The sequence below is a fragment of the Xanthomonas melonis genome, assembly GCF_020783655.1.
Lineage (GTDB): Bacteria > Pseudomonadota > Gammaproteobacteria > Xanthomonadales > Xanthomonadaceae > Xanthomonas > Xanthomonas melonis.
In genome coordinates this window covers 92,417-114,777 of the sequence record NZ_JAJGQH010000012.1, presented here as the reverse complement: position 1 = coordinate 114,777, position 22,361 = coordinate 92,417, and the positions used below count along the sequence as shown (strand labels likewise).

The 22,361-nt window shown below is 66.6% G+C and carries 19 protein-coding genes; 3 read left to right on the top strand and 16 right to left on the bottom strand.

Annotated elements, in window-relative coordinates; genetic code table 11:
* Window positions 1-63: 63 nt before the first annotated feature.
* The 4 genes from LL964_RS13370 to LL964_RS13355 form a co-directional block, all read right to left on the bottom strand.
* Window positions 64-879, bottom strand: coding sequence for an APH(3') family aminoglycoside O-phosphotransferase (locus LL964_RS13370; protein WP_425478175.1), 816 nt, complete (start codon window positions 877-879; stop codon window positions 64-66).
* 145 nt (window positions 880-1,024) lie between these two features.
* Window positions 1,025-2,971 (bottom strand): DUF885 domain-containing protein, encoded by a 1,947-nt coding sequence (locus LL964_RS13365; protein ID WP_104588070.1) that lies wholly within the window; start codon window positions 2,969-2,971, stop codon window positions 1,025-1,027.
* A 199-nt stretch (window positions 2,972-3,170) separates the two neighbouring features.
* Window positions 3,171-3,947 (bottom strand): queuosine precursor transporter, encoded by a 777-nt coding sequence (locus tag LL964_RS13360; protein WP_104588069.1) that lies wholly within the window; start codon window positions 3,945-3,947, stop codon window positions 3,171-3,173.
* Window positions 3,948-3,951: 4 nt separating this feature from the next.
* Window positions 3,952-4,626 (bottom strand): DUF502 domain-containing protein, encoded by a 675-nt coding sequence (locus LL964_RS13355; protein WP_104588068.1) that lies wholly within the window; start codon window positions 4,624-4,626, stop codon window positions 3,952-3,954.
* A 362-nt stretch (window positions 4,627-4,988) separates the two neighbouring features.
* Between LL964_RS13355 and LL964_RS13350 the strand changes: the two genes are divergently transcribed.
* Window positions 4,989-6,428, top strand: coding sequence for a hypothetical protein (locus tag LL964_RS13350; protein WP_228329451.1), 1,440 nt, complete (start codon window positions 4,989-4,991; stop codon window positions 6,426-6,428).
* 197 nt (window positions 6,429-6,625) lie between these two features.
* Here the strand turns inward: LL964_RS13350 and LL964_RS13345 are convergent, their stop codons facing one another.
* From LL964_RS13345 to LL964_RS13335, 3 genes are all read right to left on the bottom strand, one after another.
* A complete protein-coding gene (locus tag LL964_RS13345; protein ID WP_146092396.1) occupies window positions 6,626-8,179 on the bottom strand; it encodes an alginate export family protein in 1,554 nt (517 codons plus the stop codon).
* A gap of 235 nt (window positions 8,180-8,414) precedes the next feature.
* Window positions 8,415-9,758 carry a polyhydroxyalkanoate depolymerase gene (locus LL964_RS13340; RefSeq protein ID WP_208621466.1) on the bottom strand — a complete coding sequence of 448 codons (1,344 nt, stop codon included), beginning with the start codon at window positions 9,756-9,758 and terminating at the stop codon, window positions 8,415-8,417.
* Between the two features lie 92 nt (window positions 9,759-9,850).
* Window positions 9,851-10,453: a methyltransferase gene (locus LL964_RS13335; protein WP_104588066.1), complete on the bottom strand. Its 603-nt coding sequence runs from the start codon at window positions 10,451-10,453 to the stop codon at window positions 9,851-9,853.
* A 72-nt stretch (window positions 10,454-10,525) separates the two neighbouring features.
* Here LL964_RS13335 and LL964_RS13330 point away from each other — a divergent pair, with 72 nt between their 5' ends.
* Entirely contained in the window at window positions 10,526-10,972 is a 447-nt protein-coding gene (locus LL964_RS13330; protein WP_104588065.1) for a CopD family protein, read from the top strand.
* 215 nt (window positions 10,973-11,187) lie between these two features.
* On the opposite strand, the gene LL964_RS13325 is transcribed toward LL964_RS13330, so the two are convergent.
* The 9 genes from LL964_RS13325 to lpxD all read right to left on the bottom strand — a co-directional run bounded on the left by LL964_RS13325 (window position 11,188) and on the right by lpxD (window position 21,980).
* Entirely contained in the window at window positions 11,188-11,637 is a 450-nt protein-coding gene (locus LL964_RS13325) for a hypothetical protein (protein WP_104588126.1), read from the bottom strand.
* Window positions 11,638-11,725: 88 nt separating this feature from the next.
* Window positions 11,726-12,481 (bottom strand): tetratricopeptide repeat protein, encoded by a 756-nt coding sequence (locus LL964_RS13320; RefSeq protein WP_104588064.1) that lies wholly within the window; start codon window positions 12,479-12,481, stop codon window positions 11,726-11,728.
* Window positions 12,482-12,539: 58 nt separating this feature from the next.
* The gene (locus LL964_RS13315) at window positions 12,540-13,499 is read right to left on the bottom strand and encodes an acetyl-CoA carboxylase carboxyltransferase subunit alpha (RefSeq protein ID WP_104588063.1); all 960 of its coding nucleotides are present in this window, start codon (window positions 13,497-13,499) and stop codon (window positions 12,540-12,542) included.
* 401 nt (window positions 13,500-13,900) lie between these two features.
* Window positions 13,901-17,494: a DNA polymerase III subunit alpha gene (dnaE, locus tag LL964_RS13310; protein ID WP_104588061.1), complete on the bottom strand. Its 3,594-nt coding sequence runs from the start codon at window positions 17,492-17,494 to the stop codon at window positions 13,901-13,903.
* A gap of 196 nt (window positions 17,495-17,690) precedes the next feature.
* On the bottom strand, window positions 17,691-18,407 hold the full coding sequence (locus LL964_RS13305) for a ribonuclease HII (protein WP_104588060.1): 717 nt from the start codon (window positions 18,405-18,407) through the stop codon (window positions 17,691-17,693).
* A complete protein-coding gene (lpxB, locus tag LL964_RS13300) occupies window positions 18,404-19,663 on the bottom strand; it encodes a lipid-A-disaccharide synthase (protein WP_146092394.1) in 1,260 nt (419 codons plus the stop codon). Before lpxB ends, LL964_RS13305 begins: the two co-directional genes overlap by 4 nt.
* Before the next feature lie 29 nt (window positions 19,664-19,692).
* The gene (gene lpxA / locus LL964_RS13295) at window positions 19,693-20,484 is read right to left on the bottom strand and encodes an acyl-ACP--UDP-N-acetylglucosamine O-acyltransferase (protein WP_104588059.1); all 792 of its coding nucleotides are present in this window, start codon (window positions 20,482-20,484) and stop codon (window positions 19,693-19,695) included.
* A 24-nt stretch (window positions 20,485-20,508) separates the two neighbouring features.
* Complete coding sequence (fabZ, locus tag LL964_RS13290; RefSeq protein ID WP_104588058.1) at window positions 20,509-20,970, bottom strand: 3-hydroxyacyl-ACP dehydratase FabZ; 462 nt, start codon at window positions 20,968-20,970, stop codon at window positions 20,509-20,511.
* Entirely contained in the window at window positions 20,967-21,980 is a 1,014-nt protein-coding gene (lpxD, locus tag LL964_RS13285; RefSeq protein ID WP_104588057.1) for a UDP-3-O-(3-hydroxymyristoyl)glucosamine N-acyltransferase, read from the bottom strand. Before lpxD ends, fabZ begins: the two co-directional genes overlap by 4 nt.
* Before the next feature lie 128 nt (window positions 21,981-22,108).
* Between lpxD and LL964_RS13280 the strand changes: the two genes are divergently transcribed.
* Window positions 22,109-22,303 (top strand): hypothetical protein, encoded by a 195-nt coding sequence (locus LL964_RS13280; protein ID WP_104588056.1) that lies wholly within the window; start codon window positions 22,109-22,111, stop codon window positions 22,301-22,303.
* Window positions 22,304-22,361 lie beyond the last annotated feature (58 nt).

Here is a 22,361-nt window from a genome sequence, read left to right as displayed (position 1 = left end):
GCGGGGCGGGGGCATTGCGTCGAACCGATGGCGCGCGGGTCGATCGGCCGGCGTGTGGATGCCTCAGAAGCACTCGTCCAGACACAGGTGGAACGTGAGCCTGTCGCTGTCCATTGCGGTTCCGTACGCCGGCAGCAGCGCCTGCTGGAGGTCTTCGCCGAATTCCGACAGGCCGTTCCAGAGGATCGCCAGGTCCTGGTACGGATCGGCGATTCCGGCACGGCCCACGTCGATGATGCCGGTCACCTGGCCCTGCGCATCGAGCAGGATGTTGTCCAGCGAGTAGTCGCCATGAGTGACCACACGCTCCATCCGCAGCGGCAGCAGCGCGTGCATCGCGTCCCAGACGTCCTCGGGCGTCCAGCCGGCGCGGGCGTCGTCGAAATCGTCCGCGTCGATCAGTCCGGCATCGAGGCGTTGGCGGGCCTGGGCAAGCCGCAGCGTGTGATCGGCGTTGAACGGGCAGTGTTGCACCGGCAGCGCATGCCAGCGGCGCAGCGCCGTCGCCAGCGATTGCACGATGGCGAGGCCGCGTCCAGGCGCCTCCTGCAGCCATTCGTTCGCTGTCCGGCCCGGCATCGCGCGTGTCAGCAGCCAGCTGTGGCCTGCCGCGCACTCGAAGTGCTCGACGCTTGGCACCGGCGGCAGCTCGCCCGCCAAACTGGACAACCACTCCAGGCGGGCCATCTCCTCGGTCAGCGCGTGCGCGGTCGCGCCACTTGCCTGCTTGAGGAACACCTCCGGCCCGGTGGGGAGTCGCACGCGAAATACCTCCGCTCCCGCCTCTCCAACCAGATTGCGCTGCCATTGGCCATCCTGCAGGCGTGCAGCAAGGCTGGGCGAAAGAAACGGCGCTTGCGCTGCGATCTCGCGCGGCAATGCGTGGTCGCTGTGGTCGTCGTGCGGCTGCATCGTTACTCCCTCCAATGGAGCGGGTAGTGTAGCGGCCGGCGCAGCGGGCAACGGCTGCGCCGGCCTGCCGTGCGCGCTGCCTGGTCGGACGCGCGCGTTGGGCCGAGCCGGCTCAGCCCTTTTGCGCTGCGATCCAGCGCTGGATCTTGTCCTGCAGGATTTCCAGCGGCACCGAGCCGTCCTTGAGCACTTCGGTGTGGAAGGCGCGCACGTCGAAGCGCGGCCCCAGCTCGCGCTGGGCCTGTTCGCGCAACTGCGCGATCTTCATCTCGCCCACCTTGTAGGCCAGCGCCTGGCCGGGGATGGCCATGTAGCGGTCGACTTCGGCCTCGGCATCGGTGCGGCTCATCGCCGAGTTGTCCAGCATGTAATCGATGGCCTGGGTGCGCGTCCAACCCTTGCTGTGCAAGCCGGTATCGGCCACCAGCCGGATCGAACGCCACAGCGCGTTCTGCAGGTAGCCGTAGTAGTTGTAGGGGTCCTGGTAGAGCCCCAGCTCGCGGCCCAGCGATTCGGCGTACAGGCCCCAGCCTTCGATGTAGGCCGTCTCGCCGCCCAGGCGGCGGAACTTGGGCAGGTCGGTCAGCTGCTGCTGTAGCCCGAGCTGGTAGTGATGGCCGGGGATGGCTTCGTGCAGGTACAGGCTCTCCGCTTCCCAGGTCCGGCGCGAGGGCAGGTCGGAGGTATTGACGTAGAAGATGCCCGGTGTGCTGCCCGCGCTGCCATTCGCGCTGGGGCGCATGTACGAACCGCTGGCCGCCGACTGCGCGCGTTGCGGTTCCACCGCACGCACTTCCAGCTCGGGAATGCCCTGCAGCGCGAACAGGCGCGGCACCGCGGCCTGCACGCGTCCCTGCAGGCCGCGGTAATAGCCCAGCAGCTCGGTGTCGCTGCGGAAGCTGAAACGCTTGTCGGTCTGCATGAACTTGTAGAACTTGGGCAGGTTGCCGCGGAACTTCACCTGCCTGGTCAGCGTCTGGATCTCGCCCTGCAGGCGCGCCACCTCGTCCAGCCCGATCTGGTGGATCTGCTCGGGGGACAGCTCGGAGGTGGTGCTCTGGCGCACGTCATAGGCGTACCAGGCCGCGCCGTTGGGCAGCGCGGCCAGGCCGTCGGTATCGCGGCAGGCCGGCAGGTACTCGGTGGCGATGAAGCCGCGCAGCGCGCGATAGGCGGGCAGGATGCGCACTTCGATCAGCCGCTTGTACTCGGCGGTGAGGCGCTGCTTGTCGGCCTCGGGCATATCCGCCGGCAGGTTGCGGATCGGTCCCCAGAACAGGCTGTCCTCGGCGGTGCGCGCAATGATCGCATCCAGTTGCGGCAGCACCTTCTGCATCAGCACCTTGGGCTGCACCACGCCGGCCTGCATGCCGGCGCGCATATTGGCGATGGCCTGGTCGAACAGGTCGGGAATGCCGAGCGCACGCCGCGACCAGTTGTCGTAGTCCTTGACCGTCTTGAACGGTTGCGCGCCGGTGCCCGAGCCGAGCACCACCGCGATGCTGGCGATGTTGTAGAACTGGTTGATCGGCAGCATCCAGCTGGGGAACTGCTCGGCGGCCAGCGCGCTGCGCGCATCGCGCACGAAGATCTGGTAGCTGAGCAGGTCCTGGCCGCTCAGTCCGTCGGAGCCCAGCGCTTCGGCCTTGCCCAGCCACAGGACGGTGAAGTCGTGCGACTGCTGGCGGAACGCCGGCGACAGGAAATTGGGCAACTGGTCGTTGTAACGGCTCTCGCCCTGGAAGGTGGCCTGCAACGGGTTGAGCTTGAGCGAGGCGTCCCAGTACTGGTCGTAGAGCAGGTTGAGTTGCTGCGCCTTGCTCAGCACCACCGGTGCGGCCACTGCGCGCGGCCTGGCCTTGGCGGCTCTGCTGCCCTTGGCCGGCTTGGCGCTCCTGGCCGGCTTGGTGGTCTTCTTGGCCTTGCTCGCCTTCGCGCGCGTCTGCGTGGTCTGTGCCTTGGCGGTCTTCTTCTTGGCGGCATCGGCGGGCGGCGCCACCGACAGGCTCAGCACGGTGGCGAGGACCAGCGACAACAGGCGGGAAAAGCTCGGGGGCATTACCGGCTCCGGAAACAAGCGAGCGGGGAGCTTGCCCGATCCGCACCGCGACGGCCACCCATGGCGGGCATACCGCCCATCCGCAATTCATGCATGGCCCGGTCCTGGACCCGCCCGGCCACGCCTGGTGCGCTGCGCCAACCGGACCGGGCCTTTGCGGCGCCTGGCTCTGCGGAAGGCAGGCGCGCTGCGGCCAGGCTCAATCGGCGGCGGCTTCCTCGCGCAACTGCTCGGCACGCGCGGCGCCCAGATACAGGCCGATGCCGCGCCGCGCCAGATACAGCAGCGGGATCAGCGCCACCGCGAAGCCCATCTTGTAGACATAGTTGAGCGTGCTCACCGCCAGGAACTGGTCCATCGACCAATGCTGCGGGCCGAGCACGAAGGCGATGTAGATCACCACGAAGCTGTCCACCAGCTGGGAAACCGCGGTGGAACCGGTGGCGCGCAGCCACACGTGCTTTTCGCCGGTGACGCGGCGGATGCGGTGGAACACCGACACATCGATCAGCTGGCCGACCAGGAATGCCACCAGCGAGCCACCGATGGTCCACAAACCCTGCCCGAACACCGCCGCGAACGCCGCCTGGTAGTCCGGCACGCCCTGGCTCTGCGCTGCGGTGATCCACCAGCCAGCCGGTGCCAGTGCGATCGCAGCGAAGGCGAACACGAAGCCATAACCGATCAGCGCCACCGCCACCCACGAGATGAAACGCACCCCGCGGCTGCCGAAGAACTCGTTGATGGTGTCGGTCATGATGAACACCACCGGCCACAACAAGGTGCCGGCGGTGAAGCTCAGCGAGCCGGTCTGGCCGAACAGGTTCCAGTTCAGCGGCGCGATGCCCAGGGTGTCTTCCAGCGCGAAGATCTTGACCCCGATGAACTCGGCCAGCGCGGCGTTGACGCAGAAGAACGCAGCCAGCGCGATGAACAGGCGCACCGCGCGATCGTCCAGGGTCCGCGTGTGCGCCATGGTCTCAGCGATCCGCCGTGCGGGTGAAGGGCACCGATTCGGGTGCCACTGCGCCACCGGAGATGATGAAGCTCATCGCCTGGTCCACGCTCCAGTCGGTGGGCGTGAGCAGCTCCACCGGCACGATTTCCAGATAGCCGGAGGTGGGGTTGGGCGTGGTGGGCACATACACTGCCGCCAGCTCGCGGCCGGTGCCCTGCTCCTTGATCACGCGGGTGACCAGGCCCACCGATTTCATGTCGCGATGCGGGAAGTCGATCAGCACCACGCGCTGGGTGCTGCCGGGCTGCGTCTGCAGGATGTCCAGCAGCTTGCGCGCGCTGTCGTAGACCACGCTGGCCAGCGGAATGCGCCGCATGACCGCCTCGAACCAGCGCAGCAAGCGCTGGCCGATCACGCGCCGGCTCAGGATGCCGACGAACAGGATCACCGCCACCGTTGCGATCAGGGCGATGGTGTTCTGCACCCAGAGCGCCTTGATCCAGCCCAGGTAGTCCGGAAACGACGCGGCGATGCGCTCGGACAGGGGCACCACCCAGGGGCTACTGATGCCCGAGAGCAGCGCGAAGACAAACTTCACCACCACCCAGGTCAGCCAGACCGGTAGCAAGGTGAGCAACCCGGTCAGGAAGACGCGTTGCAGGGAAGGGCGTGCGTGCGGAGTGGGGGATTCGGACATCGGCATAGTGTAGGCATTCGGCCGCGTCCGGTGGAGGTGGGGCGGGGATTGGAGATTGGGCATTCGGGATTGGTCAAAGCGCTTCGCTGTGCGTCGACCGCCACAACCCGGTCATTGGTTCAAACGCTTCCCTTCTCCCCCTGAAAGAAGGTGGCGCGTAGCGCCGGATGAGGGCACCGCCGCCGCTGGTGTGCGGGACGATCGTTCTTGCAACGAATCTGCCGGGGAACAAGGTGGGAAGCGTCTGCTGCTCTTTGACGGAAGAGACGCGGGTTCGCCGCCCCATCGGCCGCCGAATGTTTTGCCCACTGAAACAGCGCGACATCGATAAGATGTGCGGCTTCCCAGGGAAGAACGTGCACATGCTCGCCAAGTTCCTCAAGACCGCCTTGCTCGGTGTCTGCATTCTGCTCGCGGTATTGGTGGCGCTGTATGCCGTTTCCCAACGCTGGCCGATCCCCGACGCAGAGCGGCAGGCGCTGGCGCAACTGCGTCAGCCGCTGCAGCCGTTGCGTGGGCCCAACATGTTCGCGGCGCTGTGGTCGTTGTCCTATGCGGTTCCGGAAGCGCAGCGCGAGACCGTGCTGGCCCAGGACATGGAACGCCTGAATCGGCTGCCGAGGCAGGCGCCGTTTCGCCGCGCCGCCGCGGACTATCCGCGCCTGCCTGGCTGGCCAGCCACCGCGCCAGCCCTGTGCCGTGCCGGCGCCGGCGGATGTCTGCAGCGCGTGCGCGAACAACCGCAGGCCTATGCCGATGCGCTGGCCGCACAGGCGCCGATGTTGGCCAGGATGCGGACGTTGGCGCACTACACCGACTACCGCAACCCGCTCCCGCCGCACGCCGAGACGCTGTTGCCGGAGCTGCCGCGGATAACGCTGGCGATGACGGCCAGCGCACTGGCCTTCGCAAAGGGGCATACCACCCAGGCCTTGAGCGATGTCTGCACCGATGCGCAGGTTGCCCGCGTCCTGCTGCGTAGCGGCGACAACCTGGCGATCACGTTGATTGGCGCTGCGATGCTGCGTGGCGATGCGCAGCTGTTCGCCGACATGCTGGCCGAGCTGCCTGCGCAGCTGCCGTTGCCAGCGCACTGTGCCGCGGCGTTCGCACCCGCAGGGATGGAGGAGCGTTCGCTCTGCAATGCCTTGCATGGCGAATCGCGGAGGGTGTTTTCGATGCTGCAGGACGCGTCCGTCCAGCAGGGCGATGGCGACTGGCTGGATCGCATCTCGCCACAGCTGCTGGATCGCGAGCGCACCCAGGCGCTGCTGGCGCCGACCTTTACCTGGGCCTGCAGCGCGCCGGTGCAGGCATTGCTGGCGCAGGATCAGGCGCTGCCGCCCGGCATGGTGGCAGAGCCCGACACGGCCACGGTGGCCTGCGTGGCCAATGCCATCGGCTGCCTGCTGGCCAACGTGGCGCGTCCGGACCATGCCAATCACCAGCACACGTTGCAGGACACCGCTGCGGCGGTACGGACGGTGACGGCCCTGCTGTGGCTGCGCGATCGTCCGGCCGATACAAGGCCGCTTGCGCAGCGACTCGCCGACCTGCCGCCAGCGCTACGCGGAACCACGCGCCCGCTGCAGGCCCAGGACGACGGCAAGCATCTGACCATCGTTCAGTACGCCCGACGCAAAGACGGCGCCGGAGAGTATCGCTGGCCAGTACCTGCCAGCCGGCGTGCCGCCGAGCGCGCGACCACTTCGATCCAGTCGCGTCGCGATGGGCGCAGTCTTCCGATGACGAGGGAGCGGGCAGCCACGGCCCAGTCCGCCAAACGTGGTCCTGGAGATTGAGGGCCGAATCGGTGCGGTCGCCACTGCAGCAGACGGTGTGCGGCCCGCGCTCCTGGCATCGACTGTCGTACAGACGGTGAAAAGCAACATGCCGCGCCCCGGACAGGGCGCGGCATGCGCATGCATCGCTGCTGCAGGTGAACGGCTGCACCGGCAAAACGCGTCGGTGCGCACGCGCACCGATCCACCGCAGGCACTCAGAAGCGGAAGTTCAACCAGCCCATCACGAAGGTCGAATCGCCGTAACCGGCCTTGGTCAGCGCCGGGCCGGCCATCAGGTGTTCGGCGCGGAAGGTCACCGACCAGTTCGGATCGATGTTCCAGGTGGCGTTGATGCGCGGCATGGTGCCGATGCGCCGTTCGCCGGTGTTCTGGGTCCGTGCATAGGCACGCGCCTGGTTGTTGTAGATCGCGTCGCTGGTGGTCTGGCGCCACAGGGTTTCCCATTCCAGATTGACGGTGATCTTGGAGGTGGGCGAGAAGGTGAACGTCGGCGCGGCGGTGACCAGATTGACCGGGCCGAAGAACGTGGCCCAGCTGAAGTAGATCGTGTTGCCGTACAGGAAATTGTTGTTGCGGAGCGTGCCGGTGCCGGACGTGCCGCCGCCGCCGGACGCGATTTCGCTATGGAAGCCCAGACGCGGCTTCCAGCCCGCATCGCTCAGGGTCCAGGCGTTGGAGGTGCTGGCCATATAGGCGCGCAGGTCACGCCCGCCGAAGCTGCCACGCTGCACGGCCACGAACGAATCGGTGCGCAGCTTGCCCACGTTGCCCCACAGGCGCAGGCCGTAGTAGTTGCGATTTTCCTCGGCGGTCTGCCGGCCCCAGACCTGGTTGTCGTTGCGGAACTGATAGAAGAACGGCTCCAGGTACATCGGCTTGGCGGTGGGCAACCGATAGCCGCCCACCACGCCGCGGAAATGCCGCGAACGGTCGATGCGGTCGTCGCCCAGGCCTTCGGTCCCGTCCAGGTTGAAGTTGAAGTCGAACACGTCCACGCGGGTCTTCTCACCGATCGCCCAGGCGCGCGCACCGTTGAAGGTGACGAAGATGTCGGTGTTGTCGCGCAGTGCCATCAAGGTGGTGGGGCCGTCGACAAACACCTGGCGGCCAACCCGCAGGCCGGTGTCGGCGCCGCCGATGTTGCCCTTCACGTCGAAGAAGACCTGCTGCAGGATGGCGTTGTTTTCCTGCGTACCGGTCTTGGTGCCTTCGTTGCGCCCGTCCAGGCTGCCGTGCGCCAGTTCGGTGTAGAGGCGGAAGTGCTCGCCCACGTGCCAGTCCGCGCCGAAGAACGCGCGGAACAGGTATTGCTGCTGCGAGTGGCTGCCGGGAATCAGGCCAGGATTGGTGATCGTATTGCTGCGCACGCGCAGCTCGTTGCTGAGCGAAACGTAGACATCGCCGTCCTCGCTGAGCGGAATGTATTTGAGCGGATCGAACGGACTCTTGCGCTTGGAGCGATCCTTCAGATACGACCAGTCCTCGGCCCAGCGCACCTGCCACATGTTGCCGCCCTGCTTGGAACCCCAGCCCTGGGCTTCGAGCGGGTAGCCCTTGGCCGTCGCCGGTGCCGTCGTGTCCGGGCGCTTGGCCGGCTCGGCGACCGCCTGTTCGGCGTTGGCAGGCGCAGGAGCGACCTGGGCCATGCCGAGTCCCGGCAGCGCCAGTCCGATCGCCAGGCACAGACGCCGGGTGGCGCCAAAGGAAGTGTCAGCCATGGCCGGCCGCGCCAAGCGTGTCAGTTGCATCGTATCGCCCTATCGAAAAGTGAAACCCACCTGGCCAGAGGTATCGGCACAGGGGACATCGACTGTAGATGAGCGCTGCCGGAATGGCTGTAACCCAAAGGTTTTAAGCTCATTCCCTGACACTGGGTCACGGGCGCTACTGACACGACGGGCAGGGAACATCGCCGGAGCGCTCTGCCACGCCCATAAACAACCATCCCCGGCCATTCCTGCCGGGGATGGTTGTCTGCCTGGATCAGGCGCGCTTGCCGCGCTTGCGGATCGGCGTGACGGTGGCCGGGTCGCGGCTGCCGACCGGATCGGCATCGTAGCGGGCGATGAATTCGCGCACCTGCGGGTACACCACTTCGCGCCAGCGGCGGCCGCTGAAGATGCCGTAGTGGCCGGCGCCTTCCACCACCAGGTGGCGGCGGTGCGCGGCATCGATGCCGGTGCACAGGTCGTGGACGGCCTCGGTCTGGCCCAGGCCAGCGATGTCGTCCAGCTCGCCTTCGATGCTGAGCAGGGCGGTGTTGCGGATCGCCGAGGGTTTGACCAACTGGCCATCCACGGTCCACTTGCCCTGCGGCAACAGGAACTCCTGGAACACCACGCGAATCGTGTCCAGGTAGTACTCGGCCGGCATGTCGAGCACGGCGTTGTACTCGTCGTAGAACTGCCGGTGTGCCTGTGCGTCCTGCAGGTCGCCCTTGACCAGATCGGTATAGAAATCCCAATGCGACATCACGTGCCGGTTGGGATTCATCGACAGGAAGCCGGCGTGCTGCAGAAAGCCTGGATACACCTGGCGGCCATGGCCCGGGTAGGGGAATGGCACGGTGTGGATCAGGTTGTTCTGGAACCACTCGATGCCGTTTTCGGTCGCCAGGTTGTTGACCTGGGTCGGGCTGCGCCGCGCATCGATCGGGCCGCCCATCATCACCAGCGAACGCGGCGTGGGTTCGTCGTTGGACGCCATCAGCGACACCGCCGCCAGCACCGGCACGGTGGGCTGGCACACGCTCACCACATGCAGGCGTTCGGCGCCGATATGACGGATGAAGTCCTGGATGTAGCTGATGTAATCCTCGAGCCGGAACGCGCCGGCTTCCAGCGGCACCATGCGTGCGTCTACCCAGTCGGTCACGTACACCTTGTGGTTGCGCAACAGGGTGCGCACGGTATCGCGCAGCAGGGTGGCGTGATGGCCGGACAGCGGCGCCACCACCAGCACGGCGGGCTGCTGCTTCATCGTGCCGATCAGCTCGACATGGTCGCTGAAACGCTTGAAGCGCAGCAGGCGGCAGAACGGCTTGCTCAGCACTTCACGTTCGATGATGGGCAGCGAATGGCCGTCCACTTCGACATCGTCCAGCGCCCAGGCAGGCTTTTCGTATTCCTTGCCCAGGCGATGGAACAGCTCGTTGCTGGCGGCCATGCGCTCGGCACCCGGAAGCGAAGCCCACAGGCTGTCGGGATCGGAGAACATCTTGGCGTTGGCCTGGGCCTGATGCACCCAGGGGGCAAGCAGATTGCGGGTCAGCTCATGCAGTTGATAAAGCATTCCACCCATCCGTGCGGTTTTGCTGCCGCGCAGCATACCGGTTTTGGCGCATTTGCACCTTAATGGGGCTGCTGGCGGTTGAGGTTGTCAGGGCAGAGGAAACGGGGCGAAGGCCGCGCCTCCGGTGCTCAGCCGTGCTCCAGGGCCGAGGCCTCGCTTGCCAGCGCCGGCGACAGCCAGCAATGCGACCCCAGCGCGGCAAAGCCGACGCTACCGAAGCGCTTGCGATACCAGCGCGCCGGGCGGGGCTGGAAACCGTCGTGGTCGCCCTCGAACGCGTCCTCCTGCGCAAAGGTTTCCAGGAACGCGACACCTGCACACAATTCGGCCAGCCCTGGCAGTCCCTGGTTGAGTTCGCGCGTGGGCACGTAATGCAGCACGTCCGAGCAGATCAGCAGGTCCACCGGCGCACAGGGGCGTAGCCAGGCGAAGTCGCCGAAACGGGCCGGATGGATCTGGCGGCTGCGGCCGTAGCGCTGCACGGCGTAGGCGCTGCTGTCGAAGCCCAGGTAGCTGAGCTTGGGGCGCAACGCCAACAGCGGCGCTCGCCATGCGCCTTCGCCGCAGCCGACGTCGAGCACGCTGCGGATCGGCCGCTCCAGGTAGTACTCGGCTTGGGCCACGGCCAATGCGACCTTGCGTCGCAGGCGCGCCGGGTCGGCCAGGCCGGCCTTGCCGTACCAGCGGGCGAAATAGGCGGCGTCGTACTGTTTGTCGTTGTGCATGTGCATGCCCGATGCGCTTTCGTAGCGGCGGATAGGTGAAAATGCGGGCCATCCTACGCGAGCCAGCGGAGCCAGCGCATGACCTTGTATCTGTGGATCAAGACCTTCCACCTGTTGTTCGTCATCGCCTGGATGGCTGCGGTGTTTTATCTGCCGCGCATCCTGGTCAATATCGCCGAAGCCGGCAGCGACACCGCCGTGCGCGCGCGCCTGGTGCTGATGGGCCGGCGGTTGTACAGGTTCGGCCACAGCATGCTCGGTCTGGCGCTGCTGCTGGGTGCGGTGCTGTGGCAGGGCTACCGCGTGATTCCCGATTTCCCGACGATGGTGGCCGGCGGCTGGTTGCATGCCAAGCTGTTCGCGGTGGCCTTGATCCTTGCGCACTACATCGTGGCCGGGCGCTGGTTGAAGGGCGTGGACCAACGCCGCGCGCTGCCCGGCGGCCGCGCGCTGCGGCTGTTCAACGAGGTGCCGGTGCTGCTGCTGGTGGGCGTGATCTGGCTGGTGCTGGCCAAGCCGTTCTGAGTGCAGGTCCAGGACGCATGCGGCAGCTCGTCACCGAAGCGGCGTGCGTAGCAGCGCGATCCGGTCGTCAACCGCGCGTCGTGACGGAGTGCGCCGATGAAAAGTGCGGCCGCCGCCGTGCCTGCAACGGCAATGATCGAAGCAGCACATCGACATGCGCGAGGGCCCGCCGTCGATGGTACGCCGAAGGGGCGCAGCACCGGGGCGGAGCGGCTTCATTCGCACTTGCGTGCCTGGTCCAGATACAACTCCAGATAGCGTTTCTGGTGCGCTGAAAATCCCTTCCTGCCGTACAGCGCGTAAATTCTGCCGAAGACTGCGCAGGCGCGTGCGTCATCTCCGAGCTGGAGCATCGCTTCGCCTTCGGTCATCAGCACGAGATGGTCGGTGCGTTCCGGGTCGTCGTACATCCGCGCCATCACCTCGATCCACTTGCGCACGTTGTCCGCATCGTGCAGGTCGGCGTAGTCCTTCACGAAGCTCGCCGACAGGCTTTGCGGGTAGTAGTCCCAGCTTTCCTTGGGCTCGGGAATCAGCGCCCAGGCCTGCAGGCCGAGGGCGAGCGATTCGGCCAGGGTGCCGCTGCGAAACGCCTGCGCCGACAACGCCAGCAAGTGATCGATCTCGGCTTTCAGGCCTGGCTCGATGTCGGGCTTTCTGGGCATGGTGGTCGCCTCGATCGCGGAGGGGCTATCCAAGGTGGGGCGCGCGTGGCGGTGCCTGGCGCGAGGTGATGCCTGAGCCAGCGTGCGATTACGCGCCCGTGTCCAGTTCGCGCAGGCCCTTGCGTGCCAGATCGACCCAGGCGCGTTGCTCGCGTTGGTAATGCTTGGGCGAGGCAGCGGCATGCCGCAGCACCTGTTCGTACACCGCCCTGGCCTGATCGCCACGGCCCATGCGGTGCAGCAGCTGTGCATAACGCACACGTGCTTCTTCGCCCGGGTAGCCCTGCGCCAACGTCTCATACTCGTGCAGGGCGGCATCGGTATCGCCGCAGTCTTCGACCGCACGCGCGTACAGCAGGTGACCGTCGTGCGAGCGGAAGCCGGGGTTGGCCGCAATCAGGGCATCCAGGGTCTGCCGTGCCTGCTGCGCCTGCCCGAGTCCGAACTGCGCCCGGGCCAGGCCGAGCATCAGGTGGGGATCGTCGCGATACAGCCCGCGCAAGGCGCCCTGGTAATGCTCGGCCGCCTGCGCGTAGTCGCCGCGAGCAAGCAGGCTCTCGGCGAGCTGGCGGCGATTCTCCGGGGTGTCGGCCACGTCCAGCCGGCGCGAGGCATCGCGCTGTTCGCGCTGCGGATCCAGGGTGTTGCGCACGCGCTTGAGGCTGCGGCGTGCGCCGGGGTCGTTGCGCAGATCGGGGATCACCGCCACGAACACGTAGACCAGCACCGCCAGCAGCGAAAACGCCAGCAGCAGAAAGATCCAGTACAGCGGGCGGCCGCTGCGCACCACATGGACGCAGCAGGCGGCTTGCAGCAACAGCGAGATCAGCAGGAGTGGGGTCATGCGAAGGAATCCTTTCCGAGGCCGCGCAGATGGCGCGGCCGGTCATCGTGCACGCGGATCAGTGCCCTTCGTAGGCGCCATAACTGCGCAGGCGCTCGTAGCGCTGCTGCAGCAGCGTTTCCATCGGGATCTTTTCCAGCGCGTCCAGTTCGTTGAGCAAGACCGCCTTCAGGCGCTTGCCCATCTGCTCCGGGTTGCGATGTGCGCCACCAGTGGGTTCGCGGATCACCTTGTCGACGAGCCCCAGGCCCTTGAGCCGCTTGGCGGTCAGGCCGAGCTGTTCGGCCGCATCCTTGGCCTTGGCCGCGTCCTTCCACAGGATCGAAGCGCAGCCTTCCGGCGAAATCACCGAATAGGTGCCGTATTCCAGCATCAGGGTGCGGTCGCCGACGCCGATGGCCAGCGCGCCGCCGGAGCCGCCTTCGCCGATCACGGTGCAGATCACCGGAATCTTCAGCTCGGCCATTTCCAGCAGGTTGCGCGCGATCGCCTCGGACTGGCCGCGTTCTTCGGCGCCGATGCCCGGGTAGGCACCGGGGGTGTCGATGAAGGTCAGCAGCGGCAGGCGGAAACGCTCGGCCAGCTTCATCAGGCGCAGCGCCTTGCGGTAACCCTCCGGGCGCGGCATGCCGAAGTTGCGTGCCACCTTGGTCTTGGTGTCACGGCCCTTCTGGTGGCCGATGATGACCACCGGGCGCCCGTCGATGCGGCCCAGGCCACCGACGATCGCCTTGTCGTCGGCATAGGCGCGGTCGCCGGCCAGCTCCTGGAATTCGTCGCAGATGGTGCCGATGTAGTCCAGCGTGTACGGGCGCTGCGGGTGCCGCGCCAGCTGCGACACCTGCCAGGCCGACAGGTCGCGGAAGATCTGCGCGGTGCGCACGCGCAGCTTGTCTCGCAGCGCCCGCACCTCGGTGTCCACGTTGACCGCAGGTCCGGTACTGGCCTTGCGCAGTTCCTGGATCTTGGCTTCCAGATCGGCGATGGGTTGCTCGAAGTCGAGGTAGTTGGGATTCATGCAGTGGCGTCGTCAACGTAAGGCGGGGAGTATAGCTGAAGCGCTGCGGCTGGCCCGTACGGGGGCGTTGGGATGGAGCCGGAGCTTGGAAGCCGGGACTCGGGACTCGGGACTCGGGACTCGGGACCCGGGACCCGGGACCCGGGACCCGGCAAGGCAAGGCAAGGCAAAGCAAGGCAAAGCAAGGCAAAGCAAGGCAAAGCAAGGCAAAGCAAGGCAAAGCAAAGCAAGGCAAAGCAAGGCAAAGCAAGGCAAAGCAAGGCAAGGCAAAGGCAAAGATCAAGACAGAAGCAGAGTCTGAGCGTGGAGGGTTTGGGGCCGCGTAAGCTCTTGCGGGTCCCGGGTCCCGGGTCCCGGGTCCCGGCTTCTGGCTTCTGGGTCCCGGCTTCTGAGTTCCGGCCTCACTGCGCCCACGGTGGGCTGTACTTGACCTTCACCGTGCGCACCGCCGGGTCGGCGCGCAGGCTGTCCATGAGGTGCTGGTCGATGCGTACCGAGTGGTTGCCGTTGAGGTCGAGCATGCCGGCCACGCCGCCGCTGGGCGCGCGTAGCAGCAGGTCCAGGCGCAGGGGGGTCTTGCCGGGACGGTGCTTGGCCAGCAAGGCGTCGATACGCGTGAAGGCCTGTTTCTCGCGCAGGTCCAGGCGCAGCGACAGCCGCTGGGCGTGGTCGGCGCAGATCTGCTCGTAGTCCCAGCACTGGCGGATGCGCAGGCTGTAGCCGCCGTTGAATTCGTCCTCGCGCAGGCCGCCCTTGACGATCAGGATGCGGTCGCGGGTGAGCAGGTGGCCGAACTCGGCCATCGCATCGGAAAACGCGCTGCATTCCACCCGCCCGCGGCCGTCTTCCAGTTGCACGAACACCTGGCTGTCGCCCTTGCGGCGCACGCCGACCACCTGGCCGGCCAGGATGGCACTGACCTCCGGGCGCCAGGCGCGTTTTTCGCCATCGCCGCCGCCTCCACCGCCGCCACGTTGTTGCGAGGCCAGGATCTTTTCCAGCGCACCCAGGTCGCAACCGACCAGCTCGCGCACGTCGTCGCGATGCGGGTCGAACGGATGCCCGCTGAGATAGAAGCCCAGCGTCTCGCGCTCGCCGCTCAGCAGCTGGCCCAGCGGCCATTCCTTGCTCTCGGGCAGGTCCAGTCGCATCGCCGGTGCGCCCGGATCCGGACCGCCGAACAGCGAGTTCTGGCCAGAAGCGCGCTCGCGCGCCATCTGCTCGGTGGCCTTCATCACCTCGGGCAGTTGCAGCATCAGCGAGGCGCGGTTCTTGCCCAGGCCATCCATCGCACCGGCATTGATCATCGCCTCCAGCGTGCGCCGGTTGAGCTTTGCGGTGCCCACGCGCGTGCAGAAATCCAGCAGCGTGGTGTACGGGCCGCCGCGCTGGCGTTCTTCGACGATCGCCTCGCAGGCGCCCTGGCCGACGCCCTTGATCGCGCCCAGGCCATATTGAATGGTGTCCGGGCTGGCCGCCTCGAACATATAGGCCGACTCGTTGACGCGCGGCGGCCTGACGCTGAGGCCGAGGTTGCGCACCTCATCCAGGAAGCCCACCACCTTATCGGTGTTGTCCATGTCCGAAGACAGCGTGGCGGCCATGAATTCGGCCGGGTAATGCCGTTTCAACCAGGCCGTCTGGTAGCTGACCAGCGCGTACGCGGCGGCGTGCGACTTGTTGAAGCCGTAGCCGGCGAACTTCTCCATCAGGTCGAAGATTTCGTCGGCCTTGGCCGCGCCGACGCCGCCCTTGGCCGCACCTTCGCGGAAGATCTCGCGGTGCTTGGCCATTTCGGCCGGCACCTTCTTGCCCATCGCGCGACGCAGCAGGTCGGCGCCGCCCAGCGAGTAATCGCCGACGATCTGCGCCATCTGCATCACCTGCTCCTGATACACCATGATGCCGTAGGTGTCTTTCAGGATGACTTCGGTGCGCGGGTCGGGGTAGACGATCTCCTGCTGGCCGTGCTTACGCGCGTTGAAGTCCGGGATCAGGTCCATCGGGCCCGGGCGGTACAGCGACACCAGCGCGATCAGGTCTTCGAAGCGATCCGGGCGCGCGTCCTTGAGCAGGCGGCGCATGCCCGAGGATTCGAACTGGAACACCGCGCCGGTGGCGCCGGAGGCGAACACGCCCTTGTAGGTCGGTGCGTCGTCGAGCGGGATGGCGGTGATGTCCACCGGATCGATGCCGGCGCGCGCATGGCGCACGTTGATCGCCTTGACCGCCCAATCGATGATGGTCAGCGTGCGCAGGCCGAGGAAGTCGAACTTCACCAGGCCCACTGCTTCGACGTCGTCCTTGTCGAACTGGGTGACCGGATTCTTGCCGCGGCCGTCCTCGTCGTGTTCGGCGAACAGCGGGCAGAACTCGGAGAGTGGATCGGGGGCGATCACCACGCCGCCGGCGTGCTTGCCGGCGTTGCGGGTGAGGTCTTCGAGCTGGCGCGCCAGATCCATCAGGTCGCGCACGTCGTCTTCGACCTGGTAGCGCTGGATCAGATCCGGCGAGGCCATCTCCGAGTCCTTGCCTTCGCCCATCGCGTCCTTGAGCGTGATGCCCAGGATGTTGGGAATCAGCTTGGCAACGCTATCCACCAGACCGTACGAGAAGCCCAGCACGCGGCCGGCATCGCGCACCACCGCCTTGGCGGCCATGGTGCCGTAGGTGATGATCTGGCTGACCCGCTCGCGGCCGTACTTGCGCGCCACGTAGTCGATGACTTCGTCGCGCCGGTCCATGCAGAAGTCGATGTCGAAGTCGGGCATCGACACGCGCTCTGGATTCAGGAAGCGCTCGAACAGCAGGTTGTACGGCAGCGGGTCCAGGTCGGTGATCTGCAGCGCCCAGGCCACCAGCGAGCCGGCACCGGAACCGCGGCCCGGGCCGATCGGGATGCCCTGGTTCTTGCCCCACTGGATGAAGTCGGCCACGATCAGGAAGTAGCCGGGGAAGCCCATCTTGATGATGGTGTCCAGCTCGAATTCGAGCCGGTCCACGTAGTCCTGGCGGGTCTTGCCCGGTGCGATCGGGTTCTTTTCCAGGCGTGCGGCCAGACCCTGCCGCGACTGGCTGCGGATCCAGGTGTCCAGGGTCTCGTCTTCCGGCACCGGGTAGGCGGGCAGGAAGTAGGTGCCCAGGCGCATCTCGATATTGCAACGCTGCGCCAGCGCGTGGGTATTGTCGATCGCGTCGGGGATGTCGGCGAACAGTGCCGCCATCTCCTCGCTGGATTTCATGTACTGCTGATCGCTGTACTCACGCGGGCGCTTGGGGTCGTCCAGCACGCGGCCGGAGGAAATGCACACGCGTGCCTCGTGCGCATTGAAGTCGCTGGCATACAGGAAGCGCACGTCGTTGCTGGCCACCACCGGCAGCCCGCGCACGCCGGCGGCATGCAGGGCGAACTGGTTGAAGCGTTCTTCGCCCTCGCGCCCGGTGCGTGTCAGCTCCAGATGCAGGCCATCGCCGAATACGCGCTGCCAGTCGGCCAGTTGCTGCTCGGCCAGGTCGGCACGACCTTCGGCGAACAGGCGCCCAGCCAGGCTGTCGCGGCCGGCCAGGGCGAACAGGTTGGCGTGGCCGGCCTGCAGCCATTCGGGATGGATCGCCACGCCCCCTTCGGGGCGATGGCCTTCCATCCAGGCGCGCGTGAGCAGCCGCGACAGGCTCAGGTAGCCCTCACGGTCGCGGCACAGCAGGGTCATGCGCCAGGGCGTCATGTCCGGCGTGGCGATCATCACGTCGGCGCCGGCAATCGGCTTGATGCCGACGCCTTCGGCGGCTTTGTAGAACTTGACCAGCGCAAACAGGTTGTTGAGGTCGGTGACCGCCAGCGCAGGCATGTCGAGTTCGACCGCGCGGCTCAGCAGATTGGCCTGTTTGGCTTTCTTCGGGTCGGCCTGATCCGGTTTCTCGGGCACACGGATGGTCGAATCCGCCAGCGAGAACTCGGTGTGGACGTGCAGATGGACGAAGCGGGAAGTGGACATGCGGAACCAGAACGATGCCCTGGCAGGGTAGCGGCGGGGGCGGGACGGAACAAGGCTTGACAGGTGGGCGGCGGGACCCGGGACCCGGGACCGGGGACCCGGAAAAGCAAAAGCGGGAATACGTGGCGGGACGCCACCCGCCGTTGCTGCTGCTGTGCTGTTGCTCTTCCGGGTCCCGGGTCCCGGGTCCCGACCTCTAAAGCGGGGCCACCAGCTGCCCCACTTGCAGCTGTTCCGGGTCCCCGGTCCCGGGTCCCGGGTCCCGGCCTTCCCGGCTCTCCCGGCTTTCCAACGCCAACCGCACGGGCGCAAAACTGCGCCGGTGTTGCGGGCATGGCCCGTGGATCTGCAGCGCGGCCAGGTGTACCGGGGTGCTGTAGCCCTTGTGCTGATCGAAGCGATATTCCGGGTGCCGCGTATGCAGTTCGTGCATCAGCCGGTCGCGCGTCACCTTGGCCACGATCGAGGCGGCCATGATGGCGCGGTCCAGCGCGTCGCCACCGATCAATGCCTCGGCCGGGCAGGGCAGGCCCTTGGGCACGCGGTTGCCGTCGATGCGTGCGAAGCCGGCCACGTGTGCCACCCCTTCCACTGCGCGGCGCATCCCGAGCATGGTGGCCTGGTAGATATTGATGCGGTCGATCTCTTCGCTGTCGATCAGCACCACCGACCAGGCCAGTGCGCGGTCGACGATGCGTGCATACAGCTGCTCGCGCCGCTCGGCCGTAAGCTGCTTGGAGTCGTCCAGCCCGTTGATGCGGGGCTTGCGCGGGTCGAACACCACCGCCGCCACCGCCACCGGCCCGGCCAGCGGGCCACGGCCGGCTTCGTCGACGCCAGCGTAGAGCCGGGACCCGGGACCCGGGACCGGGGACCCGGGGAACAGCGTCAGCGCTGCCTCTACCGCTTTCATAGGGGACTTTCTGCCTCCCGGGTCCCGACCAGCTCTGCGACCGCATCCGCTGCCCGTGCCGACGCATCGCGGCGCAACTCGGCATGCAGGGCCAGGTAGCGCGGCTGCAGGGCGGCGACTTTCTCCGGGTGCTTGAACCAGTCCAGCAGGGCCACGCACAGCCGTTCGGGGATGCAGTCGTCCTGCATCAGTTCCGGGGCGAGGTCGTCGTTGGCCAGGATGTTGGGCAGCGCATAGCGGTTGACCTTGAGCAGGCCCAGCGTCTTGACGATGCGATAGGTCAGCGGCGCGACCTTGTAGCCCACCACCATCGGGCGTTTGACCAGCATCGCTTCCAGCGTGGCGGTGCCCGACGCCAGCAGCACCACGTCGGCGGCCAGCATCGCGGTGCGCGCCTGACCGTCGAGCAGGTGCGAGCGCATCACCGGCAACGACGAGCGCGACAGCTGCTCGGCCAGCAGCTGCTTGCAGCCCGGGTTGGCGGCCGGCACCAGCACATGCAGGTTCGGCAGGTGTTCGGAGACCAGCCAGGCGGCCTGGAAGAAGGTATCGCCGAGGCGGCTGATTTCGCCATGCCGGCTGCCCGGCAGTACCGCCAGCACGGTACTGGAGGCGGACAGGCCCAGCGCGGCGCGTGCCGCCTCGCGGTCGGCCTGGTAGGCGATGTCGTCGGCCATCGGGTGACCGACGAAGCGCGCGTCCACGCCATGCTTGGCGTAGATCGGCGGCTCCATCGGAAACAGGCACAGCACCAGATCGGCGCTGACACCGATCTTTTCGGCACGCTTCTCGCGCCAGGCCCACACCGACGGGCTGACGTAATGCACGGTCTTGATGCCGCGCTGCTTGAGCCAGCGCTCCACCGGCAGATTGAAGTCCGGCGCGTCGATGCCGATGAATACGTCCGGCTTCCACGCCAGCACGCGCTCGCGGAATGCGCTGCGCAGCTTGAGCAGGCGTGGCAGATGGCGCAGCACTTCGGTCAGGCCCATCACCGCCAGTTCGCTGGCATCGAACCAGGTCTGGCAGCCGGCCCCACGCATCGCATCGCCGCCGATGCCGACGAATTCGGCATCCGGATAGCGCAGCCGCAGCTGCGCGATCAGTCCCGCGCCAAGAATGTCGCCGGAGGCTTCGCCGGCGATCAGCGCGATGCGGGGCGCGCGCGTGCGCGCGCCGGGATTCGGGATTCGGGATTCGGGATTGGCAAGGGCCGGGAAGACCGCCTCACTCTGCTGCGAGGTGACGCTGCTCATCCCCAATTCCGACTCCCGAATCCCGGCGTTCATCGCAGCAACGGCCGTTCCGCCGCTTCGATGAACTCCAGCATGCCGCGCACGTCTTCGCTGTCCCTGGCCTGTTCGGCCAGCTGCGCCTTGGCGTCGGCCAGCGGCAGGCCGGCCACGTACAGCGTGCGGTAGGCGCGCTTGATCGCGGTGATGCGTTCGGCATCGAAGCCGCGGCGCTTGAGGCCTTCGCTGTTGATGCCGCGCGGGCGGCCCAACGAATCGCTGCCGACCATGGTGAACGGCGGCACGTCGCCATTGGTCAGCGCACCCATGCCCAGGAAGGCGTGCGCGCCGATGCGGCAGAACTGGTGCGCGCCGGCGAAGCCGCTGATGATCACGTAGTCGCCGACGCTGACGTGGCCGGCCAGCGTGGTGTTGTTGGAGAACACGCAGTGGTTGCCCACATGGCAATCGTGCGCCACGTGCGTGTAGGCCAGCATCCAGTTGTCGTTGCCGACGGTGGTGATGCCGCCGCCGCCGCCGGTACCGCGGTTGATGGTGACGAACTCGCGGATCACGTTGCCGTCGCCGATCACCAGTTCGGTGCGTTCGCCGGCGTACTTCTTGTCCTGCGGCTCGCCACCGATCGCCGCGTGGCCGATGAAGCGGTTGTTGCGGCCGATCCGGGTCGGGCCGTGGATCGAGCAATGCGGGCCCACCTCGGTGCCTGCGCCGATCTCCACGTCCGCGCCGATCAGGCAGAACGCGCCGATGCGGACATCGTCGGCCAGCCGCGCCGATGGGTCGACGACGGCGGTGGGATGAATCAAGGGTGCTTGATCACGCATCGTGTCTCACCTCCAGAAAACGGATTATTCCTTGGCGCCGGCACACATGATCTCGGCGCTGGCCACGACCTCGCCGTTGACCTTGGCTTCGCCGTAATAGCATCCCATGTTGCGGATCAGGCGCTTCATCTGCACGTCCAGGATCAGCACATCGCCCGGCACCACCTGCTTGTTGAAGCGGGCATTGTCGACCTTGACCATATAGAACAGCTTGGACAACGCATCGCGCCCGAGGCCGAGCTGGGTCATCACGCCACCGGCCTGTGCCAGCGCCTCGATGATCAGTACGCCCGGCATCACCGGACGTGCGGGGAAGTGGCCCTGGAAGAACGGCTCGTTGATGCTCACGTTCTTCTGCCCGACGATGCGCTTGGCCTCCAGGTCCAGCTCGATGACCCGGTCGATCAGCAGGAACGGGTAGCGGTGCGGGATCAGCGTCTTGATCTGATTGACGTCGATCGGCAGTTCGTAAACGGGGTGACTCATGCGTTCTCCTTGCCCATAGCCAGGATGCGTCTTGCCAATGCATCGAGCTGTTTGAAGCGCGCGGCATTCTTGCGCCACGTGCGGTTGTCGGTGAGAGGGGTGCCGGACGAATACTCGCCCGGCTCATGGATCGAATTGCGCACCACCGACTTGCCGGTGATGACGACCCTGTCGCAGATTTCCAGATGACCGACCACGCCGACATGCCCGCCCAGCAGGCAATAGCGGCCGATCTTGGCGCTGCCGGCGATGCCGGTACAGCCTGCAATCGCACTGTGAGCGCCGATGCGGCAGTTGTGCGCGATCTGCACCAGGTTGTCCACGCGCACGTCCTCTTCCAGTACGGTGTCTTCCAGCGCGCCGCGGTCGATGCAGGTGTTGGCGCCGATCTCGCAATCGTCGCCGATCACCACCCCACCCAGCTGCGGCACCTTGATCCAGTGGCCAGCATCCATCGCCAGGCCGAAGCCGTCGGCACCGATCACCGCGCCGGGGTGAATGCGCACGCGCTTGCCCAGTCGCACCCGGGTCACCAGGGTGACGCGCGCGAGCAGTTCGCTGCCGTCGTCCACCACGCAGTCTTCGCCGATGATGCTGCCGGTACCGATCACGCAGCCATCGCCCACGCGGCTGCGCGCCCCGATGCTGACGAACGGGCCGATATGCGCGGTTGGCGAAATCTGTGCGCTGGGGTCGATCACCGCCGATGGATGGATGCCGGGCGCGCATAACGGCGCTACGTCGAACAGCGCGGCGATCTTGGCAAACGCGGTGTACGGGTCCTTGGCGACCAGCGCGGTGCCGCGCGCATCTGGCGCATCCTCGGCGCGCAGGACCACCACTGCCGCCTGGCTCTGACCCAATTGCGGCCGGTAGCGCGGATTGGACAGAAAGCTCAGTTGTCCGGCGCCGGCCTGTGCCAGGGTGGCGACACCACTGACTTCGACGGCGCTATCGCCGACGACGGTCAGACCAAATTGTTCGGCAATCGCACTGGCGGTCAAACGCATCAGGGTGAACCTCTCGTAAATGTGGGAGCGCCGTCTTAACGGGGAGAAAACACCATTAAACAGTTCCCAACAACGCCTGCGTATCTAGGGTCCTGTCGCAATCGAGCGGCGAATCCAGGAGCAAGCAAATGAAAACCGTTCTTTCCATCCTTGGTGGTCTGGTCATGATGGGCGCGGTCGCGAGTGCATCGGCCCAATCCTTCGATATCGAGCAGGGCAAGGCAACCGGTGAACAGCAGTTGCAGTGTCTCAGCCTGCCTGCCGACGCAATCGCCGGCTGCCTGTCCAATGCCGTCTCCACCTGGTTCGACAGCTGGTTCTGACCGGCCCCCATCCCACCGGCGATAGACGGGCGGCCCGCACACGCGGGCCGCCTTCCGT

Bases quoted from the DNA above. Each gene is read 5' to 3' on its own strand.
- LL964_RS13325 (WP_104588126.1), bottom strand. From the start codon at position 11,637: ATGCCCAGAAAGCCCGACATCGAGCCAGGCCTGAAAGCCGAGATCGAT.
- lpxA (WP_104588059.1), bottom strand. From the start codon at position 20,484: ATGCGTGATCAAGCACCCTTGATTCATCCCACCGCCGTCGTCGACCCA.
- lpxD (WP_104588057.1), bottom strand. From the start codon at position 21,980: ATGCGTTTGACCGCCAGTGCGATTGCCGAACAATTTGGTCTGACCGTC.
- LL964_RS13365 (WP_104588070.1), bottom strand. From the start codon at position 2,971: ATGCCCCCGAGCTTTTCCCGCCTGTTGTCGCTGGTCCTCGCCACCGTG.
- LL964_RS13355 (WP_104588068.1), bottom strand. From the start codon at position 4,626: ATGTCCGAATCCCCCACTCCGCACGCACGCCCTTCCCTGCAACGCGTC.
- LL964_RS13335 (WP_104588066.1), bottom strand. From the start codon at position 10,453: ATGCACATGCACAACGACAAACAGTACGACGCCGCCTATTTCGCCCGC.
- LL964_RS13350 (WP_228329451.1), top strand. From the start codon at position 4,989: ATGCTCGCCAAGTTCCTCAAGACCGCCTTGCTCGGTGTCTGCATTCTG.
- LL964_RS13315 (WP_104588063.1), bottom strand. From the start codon at position 13,499: ATGAATCCCAACTACCTCGACTTCGAGCAACCCATCGCCGATCTGGAA.
- LL964_RS13360 (WP_104588069.1), bottom strand. From the start codon at position 3,947: ATGGCGCACACGCGGACCCTGGACGATCGCGCGGTGCGCCTGTTCATC.
- LL964_RS13340 (WP_208621466.1), bottom strand. From the start codon at position 9,758: ATGCTGCGCGGCAGCAAAACCGCACGGATGGGTGGAATGCTTTATCAA.
- LL964_RS13280 (WP_104588056.1), top strand. From the start codon at position 22,109: ATGAAAACCGTTCTTTCCATCCTTGGTGGTCTGGTCATGATGGGCGCG.
- dnaE (WP_104588061.1), bottom strand. From the start codon at position 17,494: ATGTCCACTTCCCGCTTCGTCCATCTGCACGTCCACACCGAGTTCTCG.
- LL964_RS13345 (WP_146092396.1), bottom strand. From the start codon at position 8,179: ATGCAACTGACACGCTTGGCGCGGCCGGCCATGGCTGACACTTCCTTT.
- LL964_RS13320 (WP_104588064.1), bottom strand. From the start codon at position 12,481: ATGACCCCACTCCTGCTGATCTCGCTGTTGCTGCAAGCCGCCTGCTGC.
- LL964_RS13305 (WP_104588060.1), bottom strand. From the start codon at position 18,407: ATGAAAGCGGTAGAGGCAGCGCTGACGCTGTTCCCCGGGTCCCCGGTC.
- fabZ (WP_104588058.1), bottom strand. From the start codon at position 20,970: ATGAGTCACCCCGTTTACGAACTGCCGATCGACGTCAATCAGATCAAG.
- LL964_RS13330 (WP_104588065.1), top strand. From the start codon at position 10,526: ATGACCTTGTATCTGTGGATCAAGACCTTCCACCTGTTGTTCGTCATC.
- lpxB (WP_146092394.1), bottom strand. From the start codon at position 19,663: ATGAGCAGCGTCACCTCGCAGCAGAGTGAGGCGGTCTTCCCGGCCCTT.